This is a genomic window from Turicibacter sp. HGF1, assembly GCF_000191865.1.
GTDB classification, from domain to species: Bacteria; Bacillota_I; Bacilli_A; order MOL361; family Turicibacteraceae; genus Turicibacter; species Turicibacter sanguinis.
The window spans coordinates 19,693-41,170 of sequence record NZ_AEXQ01000086.1 but is presented as its reverse complement, the minus strand read 5'-3'; the positions used below and the strand labels follow the sequence as shown (position 1 = coordinate 41,170).

Below are 21,478 nucleotides of genomic sequence, written 5' to 3'. Positions count from 1 at the left end.
AAGTGCTGAAGAGACGCAGCATTTAAAGTTACTTAAACAGCATCAACAAGTTTGGAATAAAGTGCTTGAGCTATTTGAGCAACTCGTTGAAATTGGACAAGAAGAAGCGGTTAGTCTAGAAAATTTTGCAACGGTCTTTAAAGCAGGACTTGAAGAAATGTCTTATGCGACTGTTCCACCACGACTTGATCAAGTTTCAGTTGGCGAATTAAGACGTGCCCGTTATCAATTAGTTACGGATTTAGGTGAAGCAGGACAGTATGGAATTAAGCATGCGTTTGTTCTTGGCGTGAATGAGGGGCAAATTCCGAGTGTTATGGGAGAGAGTAGTCTCTTAAGTGAAGTAGAACGTGAACAATTAAAAGAGTTAGGCATTGAACTAGCACCTAGTCTTGAGCAAAGTCAACAAGATGAACAGTTTATCCTATATACCGTGTTTACCTCACCTAAACAAACGTTAACACTTTCTTATGTGAGCAGTAATGATGAAGGGAAAGAGTTTTTACCTTCATACGTTTATAATCAATTAAAAGAAATGTTCCCGCTTTCACAAGAGGCGCACATTGGTCGTGAATTTGATGACGATTTATATGAACAACTAACGACATTGAATCAATCAGTTGCTCATTTATTAGCGCATCTCAAACAAAATCCAGCGTATCGTTCTTACTATGAACCATTATTAGCGTATTACAAGGAACATAATCCATTGATTTATCAAATGGTTATGAGAATTTTAGGATATGAAAATGAGGTAACTAATTTAGATGAAGTGTTGACGAAAAAACTTTATAGTGAAGAAATTGTGGCGAGTGTTTCAAGACTGGAGTTGTTTAACCAGTGTGAATTCGCTCATTATTTACGCTATGGATTACAATTAAAAGATCGAGAACGTTATCAACTTGATTTACCGCATATTGGTGAGCTTTATCATGAGGCATTAAAACGCATTGCCACAATGATTCAAAAGGAGAATCGAACATTTGCTGATTTAACGCAAGATGAGTGTCAGACACTTGCTAAAATGGTGTCAGATGAGTTGAGTGAACAGTTGTTATATAAGATTTTAAAACAAAATAAACGTATGATGAAGTTAACGGAGCGATTGACTCATGTTGTTTATAAGACGTTAATTGGACTCAAGTATCAAAGTAGCCAAAGTGAGTTTAAGCCGATGTTTTTTGAGTTGCCATTCCAAACTGGAAAATCAAATGGAATTCACATCGATTCACGCCCGATTGGAAAAGGATTTAAATTATCATTAAAAGGAATTATTGACCGTGTTGATGTTGCTAAATCAAAAGATGAATCGCAAGCTTATTTAAGAATTGTCGATTATAAATCGAGTCAACAAGATTTAGAGCTTGATAAGGTCTATTATGGTTTGAGTTTACAGCTATTAACGTATTTAGATGTCGTGGTCACGAATGCCCTGCAATTAATTGACATGCCAGCAGAAGTCGGAGGACTCTTGTACTTCCATGTTCATCGCCCCATTATTTCAAAAGACGATCAAGATTTATTAAGAGATGTGGCGTTAGAAGAGCAAATATTAAGGCTACATCAAGAGGATTTTAAAATGAAAGGTTATTTACCGGATGATTATGACGTGGTGACACTCAGTGATCATCGAATAACGGATCGCTTAAAAAGTGATGTCGTCCCTATTACGCTAAAAAAAGATGGAAGTTTTTCAAGTCGTGGGACATCGACGTTATCTCCGGCTGAACTTTCGATGTTACGAAATTATACGAATCAAACGATTGAACGTGCCGCGACGAAAATTACGCAAGGTTCTCTTCAGATTAATCCAAGTCATCATGGCGATCGTAAAGCATGTGATTTTTGTTCTTATCGAGGGGTGTGCCAATTTGATATTGATTTTCTCGGAAATCAACCACGTATCTTAGCTAAAATGAAAAAAGAAAATGCATTAGAGGTGATTAAATGTCAACTAGAGGAAGGAGGAGATCAAGATGAATCAAGTACCCATTAAACCGCTGGAGGCGACTTGGAATGATGAACAATGGGAAGCTATTTATCGAAAAGGCGAAGATTTATTAATTTCAGCTGGGGCAGGTTCAGGAAAAACGGCTGTACTCGTGGAACGAATGATTCAAAAAATTATTCAAGAGAAACTAAATATTGATGAATTACTTGTCATGACCTTTACAGAGGCAGCAGCTGCTGAAATGAAACAACGTATGCGTTCACGCATTCAAGATGAGTTAGAAAAGCAACCATATAATGAACATTTAAAGGTCCAATTAAATAAAATTTCTCAGTCTCATATTTCAACGTTTCATGCCTTTTGTAATAAGTTAATTAAACGTTACTATTATTTATTAGAACTCGATCCTGTGTTTAAGATTGCCGATGATATTGAAGTCGGGATTATTCAAGATGAGGTGGTTGAATCGTTATTTGATGACTTATCAGATGATGAGGATGAGTCTTATTTGCTGTTGAGTCGTCAGTTTAATAATGATCGCAATGATGAGAATTTAAAAGTCATGTTACTTAAAATTTACGAATTGGCACGTTCTAATCCTGAAATGATTCAGTGGTTAGAGAATTTACCTCACCTATATCAGTGGGATGAGCAAGATCTAATGTCATGGATTCATTATGATAAAATTTTAAAAGTCATAACTCCAAGTCTTAATGAAGCAGTATTAGATTTAGAAAAAGCAAAAGAATATGCGACTTACTCACAAATGACGGAGAAATTACATAAATACGCAACAGATGTATATTTTCAAGATTTAGAGTATGTCAATCGTTTAAAGGATGCCATGAACTCATCATATGAAGCGCTACGCGAGGCTTTTATGAATACAACGCTTTCGAGATTTCCTTCAGCACCTAAGAAAGATTTTGATGAAGAGATGAACACGATTTGTAAAGAGGCGCGTGATTCTTTTAAAAAACGAATTGAGAAAATAAAGGAAAAATATTTAACGTACTCGAATAAAACGCATTTGATTCATTTTAAAAAGAGTCAAGAAGTGGTAGAAGCATTAGCGAAAATGGTTCTTCTATTTCATGAGCGTTTTAGCGAAGCGAAATTAAAACGACAATTACTTGATTTTTCTGATTTAGAGTGGTATACGCTTCGGTTGTTAATCCAAGATGGACAAGCAACTGCGGTAGCATTTGATATTCATGCTCAATTTAAGGAGATTATGATTGATGAGTATCAAGATACTAATTTCATGCAAGAATCGATTGTTCAGGCGATTGCCAAGATTAAGTCACCTGAAATTCCAATTTTCATGGTAGGGGATGTCAAGCAGTCGATTTATCGATTCCGACTCGCAGAACCAAGTATTTTTCAAGGAAAATATACGATGTTCTCTGATGGAAATGGAAAAGGTCATAAAATTGATTTAATGAAAAACTATCGTTCTCATCAGCAAGTGATTGATTCAACGAATTATATTTTTAAGCAGTTAATGGATGAGCCGGTGGGTGAAATTAATTATGATGAAGCGGCAATGCTTCGACTTGGCGTGTTAGGTGAAGTGAATGATCCATTTAACCAAAATGAAGTACATTTGATTGATAAATTGCAAGTCACAGATGATGAAACGGATTTAAGTACCGTTGAACTTGAAGCGCATCACATTGCGAGAACAATTAAGCGTTGGATGGATTCTAAACAAGAAGTATATGATCGAAAATTAGGTCGCATGCGTCTTTTAACTTATCAAGATATTGTGATTTTAATGCGATCGTTAAGCAGTGTGACAACGTTTCAAGATGTTTTTCGTCAATATCATATTCCGCTGTTTACCGAACAAAATACCGATTTGTTTGATTCAATTGAAATTATTAATATGGTTTCTTGTTTAAAAGTCATTGATAACCCTTATCAAGATATTCCTTTGGTTGGCCTGATGCGATCACCGTTATTTTTCTTTAATGAGCGTGAATTGTCACTCATCAAAGTTTCAAGTAAAGCTTCATCCTTTTATGAACTCGTCCAATTTTATCAAAATCACGGAGAGGATGAGTTTTTAAAACAAAAAACAAAGCGTTTTGTTGAGATATTAGAACGTTGGCGTTTCGAAGCGAAAATACAATCGCTAGCAAGTTTGATCACCCTTATTTATGAACAAACGCTTTATTATGAGTTTGTGATGGGACTTCCACATGGTTATTTAAGAAAGGCAAATTTAGATGTTTTTGTCGATAAGGCACGCCATTATGAGTCGAGCACTAAAAAAGGTTTATATGGATTTGTTAATTATATCGATCGAATGCAAGCTCTTGGAAAACATTTTGGAAAAGCTAAAACGGTCACAGCGAATGAAGATGTTGTTCGAATTATGTCTATTCATAAATCAAAAGGGCTTGAATTTCCTGTTGTGTTTATTTCTCAAATTCAAAAGAAATTTAATGTTCAGGACGAAAAAGGAAATTATATTTTACATAAAAAGTATGGAGTAGCAGTCAAGTACATTGATTCGCAGTTAAGCTTTACTCAAAAAACAATTGCTCAAAATGTGGTAGCAAGCCTCATTCATCGAGAAATGTTAGCAGAAGAAATGCGTCTTTTATATGTGGCCATGACACGTGCTAAATCTAAGCTTTTATTTACAGGAGTTTTTGAGGTTGAGAAAAAGCTCGCTTCTTTAAAAGAAGTCATCACTGAATCGGGTGTGAGGTTACCAGATTCGTATCGATTAAAAGCAGTTAATTATGCTGATTGGATTTTACCAGCTATTTTAAAGCATCCAGATAACCAAGAGATCGTGGCGACCTATTTAGGGGTAACACCGACTTGTTTAGAAGATGCTAGTTCATGGAAAATAGAAATATTCTCCCAACAACAGGAGCTTGAACAATCGATGAAGGTAGAAGAGTCATTAGCTAAACAACCCCCTGTTATTGATTTTGAAAAAATTTTTTCAACGCGTTATGAGCATCAGGAACTAGTTGAGATTAACGCAAAGCAATCTGTTTCACAGCGCAAACTGGCTGAGGAAACACCTATGTTTAAAGGGATTCCTGAGCTTAGACCACAAGTGGCTTATGATCGGCCATCATTTATGAGAGAAAAGAAAATTAGTGGAGCTGAAGCGGGAACCGCATTGCATCAATTTATGCAGCATTTACCGGTGATGAAAAATCATACGTTAGAAAGTTTACAGCAAGTCAAAGAACGAGTGATTGAAAAGGAAATGATGACCGAGGAGATGAGTAGTCGAATTGATCTAGGGCAAGTGCTAGAGTTTACTAAAAGTCCTCTTTATGAAAAAATTATAACAGCGTTATCGGTTAAAAAAGAGGTTCCATTTATGACGTTAGTAAAGGTGGATGAGCATGAACAGTCTCAAATCTTACTTCAAGGGGTCATTGACTTATTAGCAGAATTTGAAGATGAAGTCTATATCGTGGATTATAAAACCGACTATATTCGTGACTTTGAGGTACAACAACAAGAACTAAAACAAAGATACGAAACACAAATGAAATACTATTCTAAAGCGATTAAAGAAATATTCCCAACTAAAAAAGTAAGTTGTCATGTTTATTTCTTAAAAGTATCGCAGTGTCTCGTTTATTAAAGATAAGAAAAGGACATCTCCCAATTGGGAAATGTCCTTTTCTAATCGACTTTTGCATTATCTTTAATATAAGCTTTTGTTTTTAAGTAAAGTGTCCGTTCGTGGTAATCTACTTCAGAGTGCTTTAATTTCATTCCTTCAATATGACTACTTAAAATGAGACCAAATAAAATCATATAAGAGAGTAATGAACTTCCCCCATAACTGATAAACGGAAGCGTTACCCCTGTAATGGGAAGCATCCCAATCGTCATCCCAATATTTTGAATTTGTTGGAAGAATAACATTCCAAAAATTCCAACGCATAAGTAACTATTGTAATGACCACGATTCAGTGTTGCCGTATTGAGAATTTCAAAATCAAATAAACCACATAAAATCACCGTAATTAAAGTTCCAATTAATCCAAAGTCCATTCCGATAACGGCAAAAATGAAATCAGTGTGGGCTTCAGGGAAGTAAGTGGTTAAGCTTTGGAATCCGTTTCCAATTAGATGACCCGATCCAATGGCAAGTAATCCTTTTGCTAATTGGTTTCCTGCTCCTTGAATCGTTCCAAATGGATCAAACCATCCAAAGAAACGACTTAATTTATAAGCTTGAATTCCAAGAACATTTGTTAAAAAGTCTGGGAAAACTCCGACTGCTAGAATAAAGATTGTAATACCGACCATAGCGATTGAACCAACGATAAAGATATATCGCCACTTAATTCCTGAAGAAAAAATCATGAGTGCGACGAAGAATAAAATAATCATCGTAACACCAGAATCCGGCTGTTCAAAAATTAAAAAAGCTGGTGGCACAATAGCTGCTCCAATTTTTAGAAGAAGTAAAAAATCTGTTTTGACGGTACGCTTTAAATGGGGATAAAACTCGTTGTGTTTTTGAATGATATCGGCTACAACGAGTGCGAGCGCAATTTTCATAAATTCTGATGGCTGTAAAGTTCCGATACCAGGTAAGATGTACCAGCAGGTTGCCCCATTAATATTTTTAGCAAACGGAACATTCATAATGCCTTTTTCGTGAATAAAAAGTCCGAATAGTAAAATCATTACAAATCCATATAACCACCATCTTAAAGCTCGAATTCGATCCGTTCCAATGATGATGATGATAAAGGTTAGGATAAATCCAATGCCATAAAACAATCCTTGCCTCATGGCATAATCTGATGCTCCGTACTGGATTTCAGTCAACGGTGCAGAGGAAGTAATGGCAACCAGACTAATTCCGATAATAAGAAGTAAATAGACAATAATTGGATTATAAAATAAAATCTTAAATTTATTTAAAATATCTTTCATTTAATCACCTGACTTTAAAAGCTATATGTTCATTCTATCAGATAATAACAAGATTGATAAGTAAATGTAGTAAAATGTTTGGATTATTTAAAACTTATCATTTCTCATGAAGTCGAATAGGAGAGCGATTCACCTAAACCTAAAATGTGCATAAGTTATATTATGACGAACGAAAGAGGAGGATTAAAATGCCTAAAAAAGTCGAAAAAGAACCGTTATTATTTGTGGATACTGGTTATCTAGGATGTTTTGTCAGTGAGCAAAGTTATTTTAAAACCCCTACAGAAAAACCAAATAATGTATCAAATCCTGATTATGTTCATAATTATGCAAGTACAGATTTTTTTGATTTTGATCAGTTTACAGTTTCTCACGATGAAAGTGCTAAAAAAGGTCGAAAAATTACAAGTGAGTGATGAAGTAGAAGATGATGAGTATGAACGCGTCGATATTTTAGTCGATGAAACGGATGATCATCTTCAAGAGCAAGAGGAAACAGTTGGTTTAATGAATAATGTTAAAGTTGAAGAAACAGAGGGATTTGATGATGAAAACAATATTACGATTGAAGAGATAGAAGTGGATTCCTCTGAGACTAACACACATACTGAAGCGGTAGAGGTTAAAGTGCCAGTAACTAATATGGTAAGTGAAGAAATAGAAGTTGATGCAAAAGCGACTAATACGTTAGGTGAAGAAGTAGAAGTTGATGCAAAAGCGACTGAGACGTTAAGTAAAGAAGTAATAAATGGAGAAGGGTTAGAGGAGAAACAGGAGGTAGATGTCGACAACTCTGATGATGAGGTAGAAAAAACAGTCGAACCAATGGATGAAAAGCAACGGGAATTATTATTGTTCATCCGTGATTTAACCAATCGTCCCACTTCGATGAAAGCCCCAATTGTACAAATCGTCAAAAAAGATGGAACACTTAAGTCTGGAATTTTGAATTTAGCAAATGAAACAACGGTTAGCATCGATAATTTGATGAATAAAGTGGAGGAAATTCCAATTTCATCTATTGAAGGAATTAGAATCTTACATATGTAACGAGTTAGGACCTCTTTTATAAGCGGGTAAGATGAGAACATCCCATCTAATCTGTTTGTAAGAGAGGTTTTCCCTTTTTAGCATAAAAGAAAAGGTGCTGTGATTAAACAACACCATCCATACGCCATCATTAAAGATTGTTATCATCTAGTGGTACATAGACATCTTCTAAGCATTGAATTGCTATGAAAGAGTTTAAGTCAACGGTACACAATGTTTTGGTAGGAATCAAACTTATCGAAGTTAGCCCTTGTCTTTCAAAAACATTGAGGTCGTCGTTTATTGTGTTAATGTGTCTAAAACCATCTGAATCACTCATATCTCGAGCATCATTACTATGATTTGAGTTAGCATTTGAATTATAAGCCAACGCTCTAATCGTTGCACTATTTTCATTGACATCTTCGACTCTAAACAGTGAAGCGGATTGAAGACCAGAGTCGGGAAGAGTGGCTAATTTAAATGGTTCTCCATTTGGTAGATATAAAATAAAGGGTCTTGTATTAGCTTTAGACGCTTCACCTAAAATAAGATTGTTATATCGTAAGATGCTACTATCTGTTGGAGTAGCAGCCTGTTGTAGACGATTGATGAATCTAAGCGTATCAGCAACAGGACTATATTTAATTGTTCGAGTAGTTTCAGAACTCATAAGCTCACCTTAATTTAAGAATATATTAACATAGAGGCGCTACTTCTATGTGACCTAAGGATAGGTCTCTCATACTTTCATATGAGTGTAGACTATATCATCATCCTAGTTTGAGGATGTCCTCCGCTTCCACTACCCATCGCTTGTAGTGTACTCCCTTATAGGGATAGTCGTTGAACGTTCTCCTATTCGGAGCTTCGCTGCTGATTTTCCATTGTATGAGCACGTAGGATTTAACCTTATGCCATCTCATTTATTTTTTCTGCTTTCGCAACCTTCACACTTAGTCTATTTCAAACTTATGTTGTGGTTAAATGAGCTTTAGGAGGTCCCAGCAATTCAAAGGATGTTGGAGATTTCTTAAAATCTCACTCCATGCTCGTTTCTGAACATGGGAGGCAGTTGAATGGATGAAACTATTCTTTTACCTCCTAGGTACATTATTAATTTATGCTTAAACTAGGCTTTGTTTCTAGACAAATCCCCAATTATAACCATAAGACAAAGAACTAATTTGAATTAAATTTGGAAATTGTTAAATATTAGGTTTATTTTGGTTATCTCTGGACATAATAGGATGGAATATAAAAAGGGGTGCGTTAAAATATGCAAAAATTATGTGTCGTGATTGCATTAATTTCATTATTAGGTATAGGCTTTACATTTTATTCTCATATGATGAGTGATGAGATGCAATTAGAACGATTGGGGTACTCAAAAGAAGTGATTACTCAATTGCGTAATGAAAATTCAGAGATGATTGATAAGATTATAAGAGATAAAAGAAGCAGTGAAGAACTACTCGATTATCTTTTTGTGAAAAACTTTAATTATGACTGCTACGATGAATATGTTGATTTAAAAGAAAAATATCCCGAGTTAGAAGCAACTGAAGTTGTGTACGTGGCTTCTTTTTTTGAACATGTTTTTGTTCCAACTTTACTTCAGAATGGTTATGATGAAACAACGATTGACATGTGGTTTCAGTCACCAAACTTTAGTCAATATATTAAAACAGGTGATATCACAACCTTAAATAGTATTTTAAGCTTTGCCAAAGAAACAGGAAATGATTTATATACGTTATTAGAGTATGTAAGCTATGAAAAAAGGTATCCTCAAATTGGAATAAATGAAACAATAGTTCAGGTGGATGAATATCAAAATACCATATTCCCAGCCCTAAAACAAAAAGGATATCAAGCAGAGGAGATTGAGGTCTTATATACGAGCTGTGAATTAACTGATTTAAAAGCGTTAATTGATACCGATTTAAATCCATCTCAAACACTAGAACTCATGACTGCTAGTAGTTTTAGTTCGGCTAATTTTGAAATTTATGATGAAGTCTTAAATAGTGGACATTCGATTACGTATGCCCTTCAATATGCTAAATATCCAAATGTTAAATCAAATTTTTATGAAGCGATTGTTTCAACTCCAAATCCAAATCAACTGCTAGCACTTGTTAATAAAAACTATCAATTAGAGGCAACGTATGTGCCGACTGATTTTGTTCCATTAGATGTTACACTTTCGACCTTTGCATTGACTGGTACGAACTATTTACGCCGTGATGCAGCAGATGCCACTGAAAAACTCTTTGAAGCGGCAAAAGAGGAAGGGATTGAGCTTTTATTACGGTCAGGTTACATTTCCTATGAAACACAGAAAAAAAATTATGAACAAGATCTGTATGAAATGGGAATGGAATATGCAGAAAAAATTAGTATGAGACCTGGACATAGTGAACATCAATTAGGATTAGCAATTGATGTTACGAGTGATAGTGTCAATCAAAGTTTATCGGTTGATTTTGCTAAAACTGAAGAAGGAAAATGGGTGTTAGAACATGCTCATGAATTTGGATTTATTATTAGATATCCAGAGAATCGTGAAGCAGAAGTGGGATATACTTATCAACCTTGGCATCTGCGTTATGTTGGCGTAGAAGTGGCTTCTGAAATTTATGAAAATGATTGGGTATTAGAAGATTATATTTTAACCTATGGCTTACTCGATCAATGAGCATGAGTTTATCTCATGCTTTTTTTATTAAAGGCTTTAGCCTGTTGAGCTCGCGAAGCGTGCGAAACATAAAACCACCTGCTATGCGGGTGGGAAATAGTGGTTATACCAATAAAAAATCACCTTTCTTCCTATAATAGAGTTGTTCAGGCTACTATTTTAGAAGAGAAAGGTGATTTTTATGGCCAATAAGGCAAATAGTTTATCTCACACAAAGTGGATGTGTAAATATCACATTGTGTTTACTCCTAAGTATAGACGAAAAATAATTTATAATCAATATAAAACCAGTATAAGAGATATATTAAAACAATTATGTGCGTATAAGGGAGTAGAAATCATAGAAGGACATCTGATGCCAGATCATGTCCATATGTTAGTAAGTATCCCACCCAAAATGAGCGTCTCAAGTTTCATGGGATATTTGAAGGGGAAAAGTGCATGAATGATTTTTGATAAACATGCAAATTTAAAATATAAATTTGGAAATAGACACTTTTGGGCAGAAGGCTACTATGTAAGTACAGTTGGATTAAATGAAGCAACAATCAAGAAATATATACAGGAACAAGAAAGTCATGATATAGCAATGGATAAATTAAGTGTAAAAGAATATGAAGACCCTTTTAAAGGGTAGCTAGTCATACGAAAGCTCCTTCAGGAGTAAGCAAAAGTGGCAAAGGCAAGTAGCTTGAACAAAGTGAAAGCTAGCGCCTTGAGATGCTAGCCGGTAACAAGGGCTTATAGCCCTAGTGAAAACCACCCGTTTGACGGGTGGTTTTTATTTCAAAATCGGGAAATAGTTTGCACTGAAAATTATGTCGGGAAATAGAGGTCGTTTGTTGGCGAATGAAAATAATGTCGGGAAATAGTTTGTCGATTGAAAGGGGTTGCAGAAGTTGTCGGGAAATATGCTTTTCTAAGAGAAAAGCGCAAAAAAAAGAGATAGGATCGTTTCAAGATTCTATCTTTTTTTCGTTGTATTTGAGGGTTAATATATAAGTCTAGATAAGTTTTTCACAATTGAAAAACGTTTAACTGGTTTTTTAAACGGTATAGGATGACTCTTGGTGAGAGGGTTGGTTCCCCTATAGTTTGTCTTAGTATCCAAAGAGCTTAAATGTTAAGTCTGATTATTAAAATATTGATAGACTATGAAAGAGTCGTTAGGAATAAAGTTAAACAGGAATTTATTTTGGAGAGGAGTATTGAGGGTGAAAACGATTAAAATTTGTGTGGGAAGTTCATGCCATTTGAAAGGATCGTATGAAGTGATTCAGATTTTTCAATCGCTGATTGAAAAGCATCAGCTACAAGAAGTGTTGGAATTAAGAGCTGCTTTTTGTTTAGGTCATTGCACGGAGGCGGTCTCTGTTATGGGACCGAATGAAGAAGTATTGGCGGTTTCTCCTGATGATGCAGAGAAACTATTTGAAGCAGTGATTAAACCACAATTAGGAAAGGAGTGAGAGGATGGGGGTTATTAGTTTTTCAGAAGCAAATTGTAAAAATTGTTACGCCTGTGTTCGAGCCTGTCCGGTCCAATCGATTAAGATTAAAAATGAGCAAGCGATTATTATGGAAGAACGATGTATTGCATGTGGATTATGTTTAAAGGCTTGTCCTAAAAATGTGAAGAAGATTGAAACTGAATTAGAAAAAGTTAAGCAATTTATAAAATCGGGCCAATCAGTTGTTGTCTCATTAGCTCCAACCGCTTTTGGTGTTTTTAAAAATCAGGGACATAAATTAGTTGCAGCGCTAAAGAAATTAGGTGTCTCGCATGTAGAGGAAACGGTAGTTGGAGCAGAAGTCGTAACTCAAGTCTATGAAACGTATCAGCATTTTCATTTAGATAAGTGTTATATTACGAGTTGCTGTGCCTCTGTTAATTTATTAATTGAAAAACATTATCCTAAAGTAATCCCGCATTTGATTCCAGTCATTACCCCGTTAATGGCACATGCTAGAATGTTAAAATTGAAGTATGGGCAAGATGTCAAGGTGGTTTTTGTGGGGCCGTGTTTAGCCAAGAAAATCGAAGGTGAGGAGGAAGAAAGTATTTCTGCAGTACTAACGATACAAGAATTAAAGCAATGGTTTAATGAAGCGGGAATTAAATTAAATGAACTTGAAGAAGTCCCATTAGATGATGGGTTGGTGAGTCAACGAACGTATCCTATGGTGGGTGGCATGAGTAAGTGCTTCAATGAAAAAGATAAAAAAATTGAAATTGTATCCGTTGATGGAATTCGTGATTGTATTGAAGTGATTGAAGGAATTGAACGAGGAGAGTTTAAAAATATTTTCTTTGAAATGAGTGCTTGTCACCATAGTTGTCTTGGGGGACCTGCTATTGGAGAAGAATGTGAAAATATCTTTAATCGTAAAATGCGAATTAAAGATTATGCGAGGCAAACTCAGCCTCTACATGAGATGAGTGAAGGCGGACGTTTGCCTCTTATTAATCTCAATCGAGTGTTTAAAAATCAATATTCTCCGATTATTCAACCAAGTGAAAAAGAAATTGAGTTAATTTTAAATAATATAGGCAAGTATTCTGCAATGGATGAGTTGAATTGTGGAAGTTGCGGGTATCCAACGTGCCGACAAAAAGCAATTGCGGTTTATAATCATATGGCGGAACCGACGATGTGCTTGCCATATATGAAGCATAAGGCTGAAACTTATTCGCATGTTATTTTTGATGTGACACCGAGTATTATTTTAGTAGTGGATAAGAGCTTAACGATTATTGATTTTAATCCAGCAGCAGAACGTTTTTTTGAAGTGAAGAAAGATCAGGCGATTGATTTGCCAGTTTCAATCTTTTTAGATGAAGCCCCTTTTTCAAGTGTTATTGAGTCAAAAAGCGATCTATTAGGGCATCGTTTAAGCTTAAATGAAAACAAAACGATCGTGATTCAAAGTATTATTTGGATTGAGCAGCAAGAAGTGATGTTATGTATCTTACATGATATGACGAGTGAGATGGCACACGAGTTAAAAATGCAGCATTTAAAAATTAACGCCATTGATATGGCCCAACAAGTTATTAATAAGCAGATGATTGTTGCACAAGAAATTGCCAGTTTATTAGGGGAGACGACAGCAGAAACGAAAGTGACGTTAACTCGTTTAAAACGATTGATTCAAGAAGATGAGGGAGGATTATTATGAGTTTTTTTATTGATTTCTCCTGGGGAAGTTTAAATAAAGTGGGCGAGGAATTGTGCGGTGATAAAGTTGAATTTTTTCGAACTCATGATAGTGTGATTGCGGTATTATCAGATGGGCTTGGTAGCGGGGTTAAGGCGAATATTTTAGCCACTTTAAGTTCAAAAATTGCTATTACGATGTTAAAAGCTGGCTTATCAATTGATGAAGTGGTGGATACAATGGTTCATACGTTGCCGGTTTGTCAGGTTCGGAAGCTAGCGTATTCAACCTTAACCATTGTTAAGATTAATCAAGATGATCAAGTCTATGTGGTAGAAATTGATAATCCGAGTTTGTTTTTTTGGCGAGATGGTGAAATTTTAAAAGTTAAGGCTGAGGAGCGTGTCATTAACCAGCGGAAAATTAAAGAAAGTACTTTTAAACTTCAAGAAAACGATACATTAGTTTTAATTAGTGATGGAGTGGTTCATGCTGGAGTTGGAACGATTTTAAATTTAGGCTGGGGCTGGCATGAGGTTTCTTATTTTTTGGAATCAGTTGTCAATGAGAAGCTGTCAGCTCGTGAAATTACTAATCTATTAATTGAAGCGTGTGATGATTTATATGGTGGCAATCCCGGGGATGATACAACGGTTGTCAGTTTAAAGGTGATTAAACCGAAATGGGCGACATTATTCGCAGGACCTCCACAAAACAAAGAACAAGACCAAGAAGTCGTCAAAGCCTTAATGGAGAGTGTGGGTAAAAAAATTGTGTGTGGAGGAACAGCCGCTCATATTGTCGCTCGTGCGATTGGCGAAGAGGTAGAGACAAGTTTTCATTATATTGACTCCCACATCCCACCGATTGCTCACATTAAAGGAATTGATTTAGTCACAGAAGGAGTTTTAACGATTAAAGGAGCTGTTGAAATTTTAAAAGAAATTAAACTCTCTTCCAATTTTGAGTTATTATCCGAAAAACATGGCGCAGCACTACTCGCAAAAATGCTATTTGAAGACTGTACGCATATCCGATTATTAATTGGGCGAGCGATTAATGCCGCACATCAAAATCCTGATTTTCCAAAAGAGTTAAGCATTAAGTTACGCGTCTTAGAAGAGTTAGAAGATATTTTAACGCAACTTGGAAAAGTAGTCGAAATGGTTTATTACTAAAAAGAGGAATCCAGCAAGGATTCCTCTTTTATTTAGTCAGTTGTTCTAAAAATTCAGATTCATTTAAAATTTGAATGGCTTGACCTTTGTAAATAAGTTCAATCGCCTTTTTTAATTTGGTGCTCATTTCATGAGGTTGAAGCTCATACACGGCAGGATGAGACACAATTAAGAAATCTGTTTTACGTGTTACCGATGATCCAACTGTTCCACCGAGTTGAGAAATCAGTTGAATGGCACTAAGGCGTGACATTGATTTTAAGGTTCCCGTAAATACAACGGTTTTATGTTTGAATACATCAGATTTTGATGAGATAAAAGGGAGAGGGGAAGGAGTAAAATTGCGTTTTGAAGTCACCGTCTTTTTTAATTTTTTAGCAGGGATATAGCCAGCATCGTGAAGTGTACCCAGTTTTAGCCCTGCCATTTGACAAAGTTCTTCTAAATCAGCACATTGTAACTCTTCTTGCATTTTCAATACGATATTGGCACAGGCATGAGCATCAGCACTCGCATGGTGATGATTAAATTCGAGTCCTAAATGATGATTAACCGTGTTTAATTTGGCATTTTCTAAATGAGGAAAGAAATTTCTTGATAAAATCATCGTACAACCATAACGACAATTTGGGTAAGGGATGTGGTAAGCATCTAATGTATGACGTAATACACTTAAATCAAAGGCTGCATTATGTGCCATGATGATGTTATTAGTGAAATAGGGAAGTAGCTCTGGCCAAAGTTGGTCGAAAGTTTTAGCATTTTTGACATCAGAGGCGCGAATGCCATGAATCGAAATATTAATCGGAGCAAAGCGAAGTTCGTTTGGTTTGATTAGGTAGTATTTTTGTTCAATAATTTGATTATTTTTAACAACGGTTAATCCAATCGAACACGCGCTGTCACGTTTTTCATTTGCTGTCTCAAAATCTATTGCAATAAAATTCATTCTCAATCTCCTTAAGCAGTATTTCTTTTATTATAACGTGAAGAGATAAATGCGGATAGAGGCTATTTTAAACAAAATAAGTGAACATTTTTTAAAAAGACATTAAAAATGGTTTTGTTTACCAAAAAATGACATCTTTCATTTCGTCGGATTTGCTAGAATAAACTTACTATCTTCTTCATATAAATGTATCAATCAAGTACATGATGGAGGCGTTTTAATGAAGGAGTTTAAACAAGTGGGAGAGATTCAATCACTTGGAAATCAAGAGCTAATTTTAGCAAAATCAAACCTTAAGCAAGGCTATTTTTATAAAATTAAGAAGCGAGCTCAATCTCAACAATCTCAGACACATTATGTGTTGATTATTGATGGTTCAAAGTCATCTAAACAGCACTTTCATGACATCAAAAAAGCTTTAAAATGGGGATTAAAGTTTATCACTACCCATCCCAAACATCGCCTTTCACTCATTGTTTTCGAAGGGAAAAAGGAGATGAAATGGTTATTAAAAGAGGTTCAGGCCGAAGAATTGAGGCAACAGTCTGCGGATATTGAGGACGCTATTCATCATGTCTTGAGTCATTATCGGTATGCTAGTTTAATCAATGTGTTAGAGAGTGTGATGGGACAACTTGATTTTTCAATCGCGACTCAATTTATTGTTTTTTCAAGTCAAACATTTCAGTTAATGGAATATGAGATGGATTTAAAGTCATCACGTTTTCTAAAAGTGGCGACTTTGTTAAATCAGCATTCTGTTAGACTCGATATTTTAAGCTTCAATGAATGGATTCCATTGAATTTTAAGAAATGGTTAGAAGAGTTGAATCAAATGGGACAGATTCATTACTGCTTAAAAAAAAGTGATTCTATGTTTTATTTGAAAAGAATAATGAAAAATCAACGGCTGACCATTTTGCTTGAATCAGGGGAAATTTTTTTATGTCGAAAAGGAGAGCGGATTTACACAACTGAACCATTAGCCCTTGAGGTCATGGATGATGAAGTGATTGTGGCATTTAAACAGCCCTTGCAGATAAGTGATTCAATTTTAGGACGAGAGGCATCTTCATTACAAGACGTGGTGAAGGAATTTTATAATCAATTTGCGATTTATTTATTACGTTCTAAATCCATTTCACAAGCTAGTGAATTATTAGCGATTCATCAAGGTGAGATCCTCTCAAAAAGTATAAAAGAAGGATGTACTGATTCTGAAGTGTTAGAGAGTATGAGATGCCTTGCCAATTATCAATCCTTAAAAAAGGAAAGTTCACTTTCAGTTTTGAACCTATTGGAGTGTGTGATGACAGATGAAGCGTCCTCTTTGCTTTGGAATCGACATCAACCCTATGAGAATGTAACCCCAAAGATTCAAGCAGAGGAGGAAGACTTGGCCTTTTTACCAAGTTCTGTTGATTTTTTTGAAGTGGTTGATTGGATTTTTTCAAATACGAAATTAAATGTTAGCTTGAAAGTAAAAGTAGAGGGATTTGTTGAAGAGTTAACGACTGGTTTGAAAGTGGAGGCGTATCAATTTAAAACCTATACGATTTTACTAGATGGAATTTTAAGAGTTGAAGAGATTTATTGTGTCTTATCGCCAGCATTAAAGAAGCGTTGTAAAGAGCTAAAGTTGATCAAAAAAGTGCTGTATACGTTTAATCAAGAAATTTGTGTGATTAATTTAAAAAAACTTCCCATTACACACCATCTGATTTATGAAAGATACACACCCTTAGAAGTGAGTCAGATGATTTATGAGGTGGAGCGTTTAAAATGTTGGCAAGGCTTATTAAAAGAAATGTTATTAAGAAGAAAACGTCAACTCTTCACAACGCAACGACTCCAAGAAGATGCTAGGTGCTTAATTAAAAGGCGATATCATATAACGGATTCAGGTCTTTATGTTCCGAGGGGAAAGAAGGAGAGTCCTCGGCTTGAGACAGAGTATTATTTAGCTCGCGTCGTGGAATGGAAAGCGATGGAGTTTAAAAAAGAAGCAGAGAAACGTCTGGCTTATGAGTATCTGATGAATCGAGCTTCGACTGAAGAGACTTCTTTAGAGGTTATTTTAATGGATGAGTTGAAACGTGTGAGTGAGAGACGAAAAAATTTACAAGAACAAGTGAATTTAATTCGATTAAGCGTTTCACTTCAAAAGGTTGATTTTTTTAAATGGGATGAACAGAAGGTGTTACCAAAAACTCAGATGGATTCCGTTTTTAAAATAAATACTATCTTAAGGGGGAACATGATGGTTTCAACTAAGCAATTATTGAGTTTGAAGGTGTGTGAAAATGCGTATACTGTATTAGTAAGATGTCCTGTTTCATCGTCAGGGCAAGAATGTTAGGGTAGTAAGGAATTAGGAGGATGGATGAAATGAATTCAAAAAAGAAATGGCTTATTGGGGTATTGGTTGCAGTCATTAATACGGCTTTGATTTTAGCGTATGTTGGGTATCGCTACTATGAGTATTCTAAAGCTGAGGAACTCGTAATGGCGTATGAATCCGTAGCTTTTCCAAATATTTTTATTAACGATATTGATGTTTCAGAATTGACACAAGAAAAAATTGTGGAGGTTATTGAAAAAGAACTTGGAAATTTTGGACAAAGAAAAATGACTGTCGTGGTGGGGGATCAAACATTTGAACGTTCTTTGGAAGATTTTAATGTGACTTTTAATCAAGATATTGAATCATTTTCGAAAAAAATCATCGAAATTGGGAAAGATTTAGAGATTATGGAACAGGCAAGTCAAATTCAAGAACCGATGCTATATGAGTTTGAAATTGGATATAACTATGATCAAGACGCGCTAGAAAATTGGGTAAAGTCTATCGAAGAAGCTTGTTATGTTGAAAAGGTAGAACCCATTTTTGAAATGGTGTACTATGGTTCTTTTCAAATTGAAGAAGGAAGTGATGGACAGCTGATTTCAGGAGAACAGCTATTAGAGCAATTAACAGAACAACTGAAGACGATTTCAAAAGAACCCATTTATATTGAAGTCACGCCATTGATTAATCCAAGGGAAACGGATATAGAGTTATTAAAAACGATTGATACGAAAATTTCAACGTACTCATCAACTTACCCGGCAGGAATTCCAAGAGCAAAGAATGTTGAATTAGCAGCTAGTAAAGTGAATAAAACGTTATTGATGCCAAATGATGAGTTTTCATATGCAGAGAAAGTGTCACCGGTTGATGCAGCTCATGGATATGTTGACGCAACCATCTTTTTAAATGGAAAGGCTGTCCCTGGAATTGGGGGAGGGATTTGCCAAGTGTCTTCAACGCTATACAATACACAATTAGAGGCAGGGATTATTGCGACTGAACGCCGAAATCATAGCTTATCAGTTAATTATGTGCCACTTGGGCAGGATGCAACAATGGCAGATAATGCGATTGATTTAAAATTTATTAATACGTTAGATTATCCAATTTATATTAATGTCATGGCTGAATATGGGACGTTAACTGTTGAGTTTTGGTCTAATTCAGAAGCGTTAAAGGGGATCACATATAAACCAAAAACGATTGTATCGGAAGGGGGACTTCGTGCCGATACAACGCTTTATGGGTACAATGCAGATGGAGAAGTTGTTTTTGAACAATTTCTACATACAAGTAAATATAAACCACATCAATAAGAAAAGGAGCCAACGGCTCCTTTTCTTATTTTAATTTTTTTAAATTCATAATGAAGGCTTCATCTGGATCGATGTAGATTGTTTTTTGATTTTCATAGGTGACTAATCCTAAATGTGCAGCTGGAATTTTTTTAACATGACGAACGCGTGTGTAGTCAATTGGAACGCTTGATGAGAGACGTCCTTTTGAGAAGTAAGCGGCGAGTTGCGCCGCTGTTCGAATGGTTGTTTCAGAAAGTTCATCTGCATCACTACGAACTAAAACGTGAGATCCAGGCATATCTTTCGCATGGAACCACCACTCATGGCGACGAGCCAGTTTATGTGTCAGATAATCATTTTGTAAATTGTTTTTTCCAACGTAAATTTCAACGTCATCTGATGATAAGTATTTTTCGATACTTGGCTTTCCATTTGATTTTCGTTTTTTTGTTTGGCGTTTGCGTAAATAACCGGCATTTTCAAGCTCTTCTTTAATTTCGTAAGCATCTTTTAATGAGGCGGTTTCGATTTGGATTAACAGTGTTTCAAAGTATGAAATTTCAACTTCGGTTAATTCGATTTGCTCTAAAATATAGTTTACAGCATTTTTAGCTTTGTTATATTTTTGGAAATATTTTTGGGCATTATCGGAAGCCGATAGCATCGGTTCTAATTGAATATCCATCGGTTCTAGATGTTCTGAATAGAAATTTTGAACACGTATTGTGCTTGAACCACGATCAATTTGATAAAGATTAGCTAAAATTAATTCACCTTGAATTTTATACTGATCTGCTTTTTCAGACTGAATTAATTCCTCGTTTAATTTATTTAATTTCTTTATATTTTTATCGTATTCCTGTTTAATAAATCGTTCAATGTCAAAGAATTGTTGTTTAATTCGATCCCGTTCATCTTTTCCAAAATAGAAGCGATCAAACATATCAAAAAGTGTTTCACAAGGTATGAGTTGTGCTTCAAGATGGTAAAGGGGAATTAAATAGAAAGATTCTTTTTCACCAATCATGACGTGAGGACTTGGCTTTAATTTAATTTCTTGCATCACATTTTGGAAGGCGTTGAATAAATCAGTCACTTTCTCAGAGTTAGATCGATAAATGATTTCGCGCGCAATAAGAGGAGAAAGGCCAGCAAAGTGGGCGACTAACTGTTTATCATAACGTTCATCGGGATTCATAAGCTCTTCAAATTGTTTCGCATTGACTTCAAATGGATCCCGTTTATTTTGTGTGGGTGGTAAAATATAGGTCGCCCCAGGTTGTAAAGAACGATAGCGGTTCACCAATGGAGAGATATGCTTAATCGTATCTAAAATACGATGATTTGCATCCGTTAAGATTAAATTGCTGTGTTTTCCCATAATTTCGATATAGAGGAACTTAATCATTTGATCCCCAAGTTCGTTCATATGACGAATCGTAAATTTAATAATACGATCGTCATTAACTTGTTCGATGTGATAAATAATCCCACCCTCTAAATGTTTACGTAAGAACATACAAAACATTGGTGGTTCATCCGGATATTGATAATCTGATTTGGTTAGTTGAAGTCGTGCATAAGTTGAGTGCGTTGAAAATAGTAATTTTTGATTTTTTCCACCGGCACGAATTTGCATTAAAATTTCATGATTGGATAATTGATAAATTTTATTGATACGTCCAGCTACTAATTGCTCTTTTAGCGTATTAGCGACCGTCTTTGTCATGAGTCCGTCAAAAGCCATTAAAACATCACCTCGTTAAACATATTGATTTATGAAAAGTATATCATTTTTTTAAAAGCATAGACATAAAAACAAGTGAAATTTCTAATAATAAACTTATTGTGGTTTTAATTTTATAAAAGATGTCTAAAATGATTTATAAAGATTTGCGTGGAATTTATGACAAAAAAATTATTGAGCTATT

At 35.3% G+C, this 21,478-nt stretch carries 14 protein-coding genes and 1 pseudogene; 11 read left to right on the top strand and 4 right to left on the bottom strand.

Annotation, left to right across the window (positions count from 1 at the left end; translation table 11 throughout):
• Nucleotides 1-61: 61 nt before the first annotated feature.
• Together HMPREF9402_RS08540 and addA are read left to right on the top strand one after the other, a co-directional pair.
• Nucleotides 62-1,996, top strand: a complete 1,935-nt coding sequence (locus tag HMPREF9402_RS08540) for a PD-(D/E)XK nuclease family protein (RefSeq protein WP_009607125.1) — start codon at nt 62-64, stop codon at nt 1,994-1,996.
• A complete protein-coding gene (gene addA, locus HMPREF9402_RS08535) occupies nt 1,977-5,573 on the top strand; it encodes a helicase-exonuclease AddAB subunit AddA (RefSeq protein WP_009607128.1) in 3,597 nt (1,198 codons plus the stop codon). The genes HMPREF9402_RS08540 and addA overlap by 20 nt, the downstream gene beginning before the upstream one ends.
• Nucleotides 5,574-5,614: 41 nt before the next feature.
• Here addA and HMPREF9402_RS08530 read toward each other — a convergent pair whose 3' ends face one another.
• Nucleotides 5,615-6,883 carry an FtsW/RodA/SpoVE family cell cycle protein gene (locus tag HMPREF9402_RS08530; protein WP_006784029.1) on the bottom strand — a complete coding sequence of 423 codons (1,269 nt, stop codon included), beginning with the start codon at nt 6,881-6,883 and terminating at the stop codon, nt 5,615-5,617.
• A 188-nt stretch (nt 6,884-7,071) separates the two neighbouring features.
• Between HMPREF9402_RS08530 and HMPREF9402_RS08525 the strand changes: the two genes are divergently transcribed.
• Nucleotides 7,072-7,299, top strand: coding sequence for a hypothetical protein (locus tag HMPREF9402_RS08525; protein WP_009607121.1), 228 nt, complete (start codon nt 7,072-7,074; stop codon nt 7,297-7,299).
• The gene (locus tag HMPREF9402_RS08520; RefSeq protein WP_009607119.1) at nt 7,292-7,933 is read left to right on the top strand and encodes a hypothetical protein; all 642 of its coding nucleotides are present in this window, start codon (nt 7,292-7,294) and stop codon (nt 7,931-7,933) included. The genes HMPREF9402_RS08525 and HMPREF9402_RS08520 overlap by 8 nt, the downstream gene beginning before the upstream one ends.
• 130 nt (nt 7,934-8,063) lie before the next feature.
• On the opposite strand, the gene HMPREF9402_RS08515 is transcribed toward HMPREF9402_RS08520, so the two are convergent.
• On the bottom strand, nt 8,064-8,585 hold the full coding sequence (locus HMPREF9402_RS08515; protein WP_006784031.1) for a CotY/CotZ family spore coat protein: 522 nt from the start codon (nt 8,583-8,585) through the stop codon (nt 8,064-8,066).
• 606 nt (nt 8,586-9,191) lie between these two features.
• Here HMPREF9402_RS08515 and HMPREF9402_RS08510 point away from each other — a divergent pair.
• The 5 genes and pseudogenes from HMPREF9402_RS08510 (at nt 9,192) to HMPREF9402_RS08490 (ending at nt 14,950) form a co-directional block, all read left to right on the top strand.
• Nucleotides 9,192-10,613 carry a M15 family metallopeptidase gene (locus HMPREF9402_RS08510; protein WP_009607117.1) on the top strand — a complete coding sequence of 474 codons (1,422 nt, stop codon included), beginning with the start codon at nt 9,192-9,194 and terminating at the stop codon, nt 10,611-10,613.
• A 181-nt stretch (nt 10,614-10,794) separates the two neighbouring features.
• A pseudogene (tnpA, locus tag HMPREF9402_RS08505) lies at nt 10,795-11,250 on the top strand (IS200/IS605 family transposase).
• A 577-nt stretch (nt 11,251-11,827) separates the two neighbouring features.
• Nucleotides 11,828-12,082, top strand: coding sequence for a (2Fe-2S) ferredoxin domain-containing protein (locus HMPREF9402_RS08500; RefSeq protein ID WP_006784033.1), 255 nt, complete (start codon nt 11,828-11,830; stop codon nt 12,080-12,082).
• 4 nt (nt 12,083-12,086) lie between these two features.
• Nucleotides 12,087-13,793: a [Fe-Fe] hydrogenase large subunit C-terminal domain-containing protein gene (locus tag HMPREF9402_RS08495; RefSeq protein WP_009607130.1), complete on the top strand. Its 1,707-nt coding sequence runs from the start codon at nt 12,087-12,089 to the stop codon at nt 13,791-13,793.
• The gene (locus HMPREF9402_RS08490) at nt 13,790-14,950 is read left to right on the top strand and encodes a SpoIIE family protein phosphatase (RefSeq protein ID WP_009607131.1); all 1,161 of its coding nucleotides are present in this window, start codon (nt 13,790-13,792) and stop codon (nt 14,948-14,950) included. Before HMPREF9402_RS08495 ends, HMPREF9402_RS08490 begins: the two co-directional genes overlap by 4 nt.
• Nucleotides 14,951-14,978: 28 nt before the next feature.
• Here HMPREF9402_RS08490 and HMPREF9402_RS08485 read toward each other — a convergent pair whose 3' ends face one another.
• Nucleotides 14,979-15,899 (bottom strand): exonuclease domain-containing protein, encoded by a 921-nt coding sequence (locus HMPREF9402_RS08485; RefSeq protein WP_006784036.1) that lies wholly within the window; start codon nt 15,897-15,899, stop codon nt 14,979-14,981.
• A 220-nt stretch (nt 15,900-16,119) separates the two neighbouring features.
• Between HMPREF9402_RS08485 and HMPREF9402_RS08480 the strand changes: the two genes are divergently transcribed.
• Both HMPREF9402_RS08480 and HMPREF9402_RS08475 read left to right on the top strand, forming a co-directional pair.
• Nucleotides 16,120-18,258 (top strand): hypothetical protein, encoded by a 2,139-nt coding sequence (locus tag HMPREF9402_RS08480; RefSeq protein ID WP_009607118.1) that lies wholly within the window; start codon nt 16,120-16,122, stop codon nt 18,256-18,258.
• Between the two features lie 29 nt (nt 18,259-18,287).
• The gene (locus HMPREF9402_RS08475) at nt 18,288-19,565 is read left to right on the top strand and encodes a VanW family protein (protein ID WP_006784038.1); all 1,278 of its coding nucleotides are present in this window, start codon (nt 18,288-18,290) and stop codon (nt 19,563-19,565) included.
• Between the two features lie 25 nt (nt 19,566-19,590).
• Here HMPREF9402_RS08475 and HMPREF9402_RS08470 read toward each other — a convergent pair whose 3' ends face one another.
• Complete coding sequence (locus HMPREF9402_RS08470) at nt 19,591-21,294, bottom strand: Rqc2 family fibronectin-binding protein (protein WP_006784039.1); 1,704 nt, start codon at nt 21,292-21,294, stop codon at nt 19,591-19,593.
• Nucleotides 21,295-21,478: the final 184 nt, after the last annotated feature.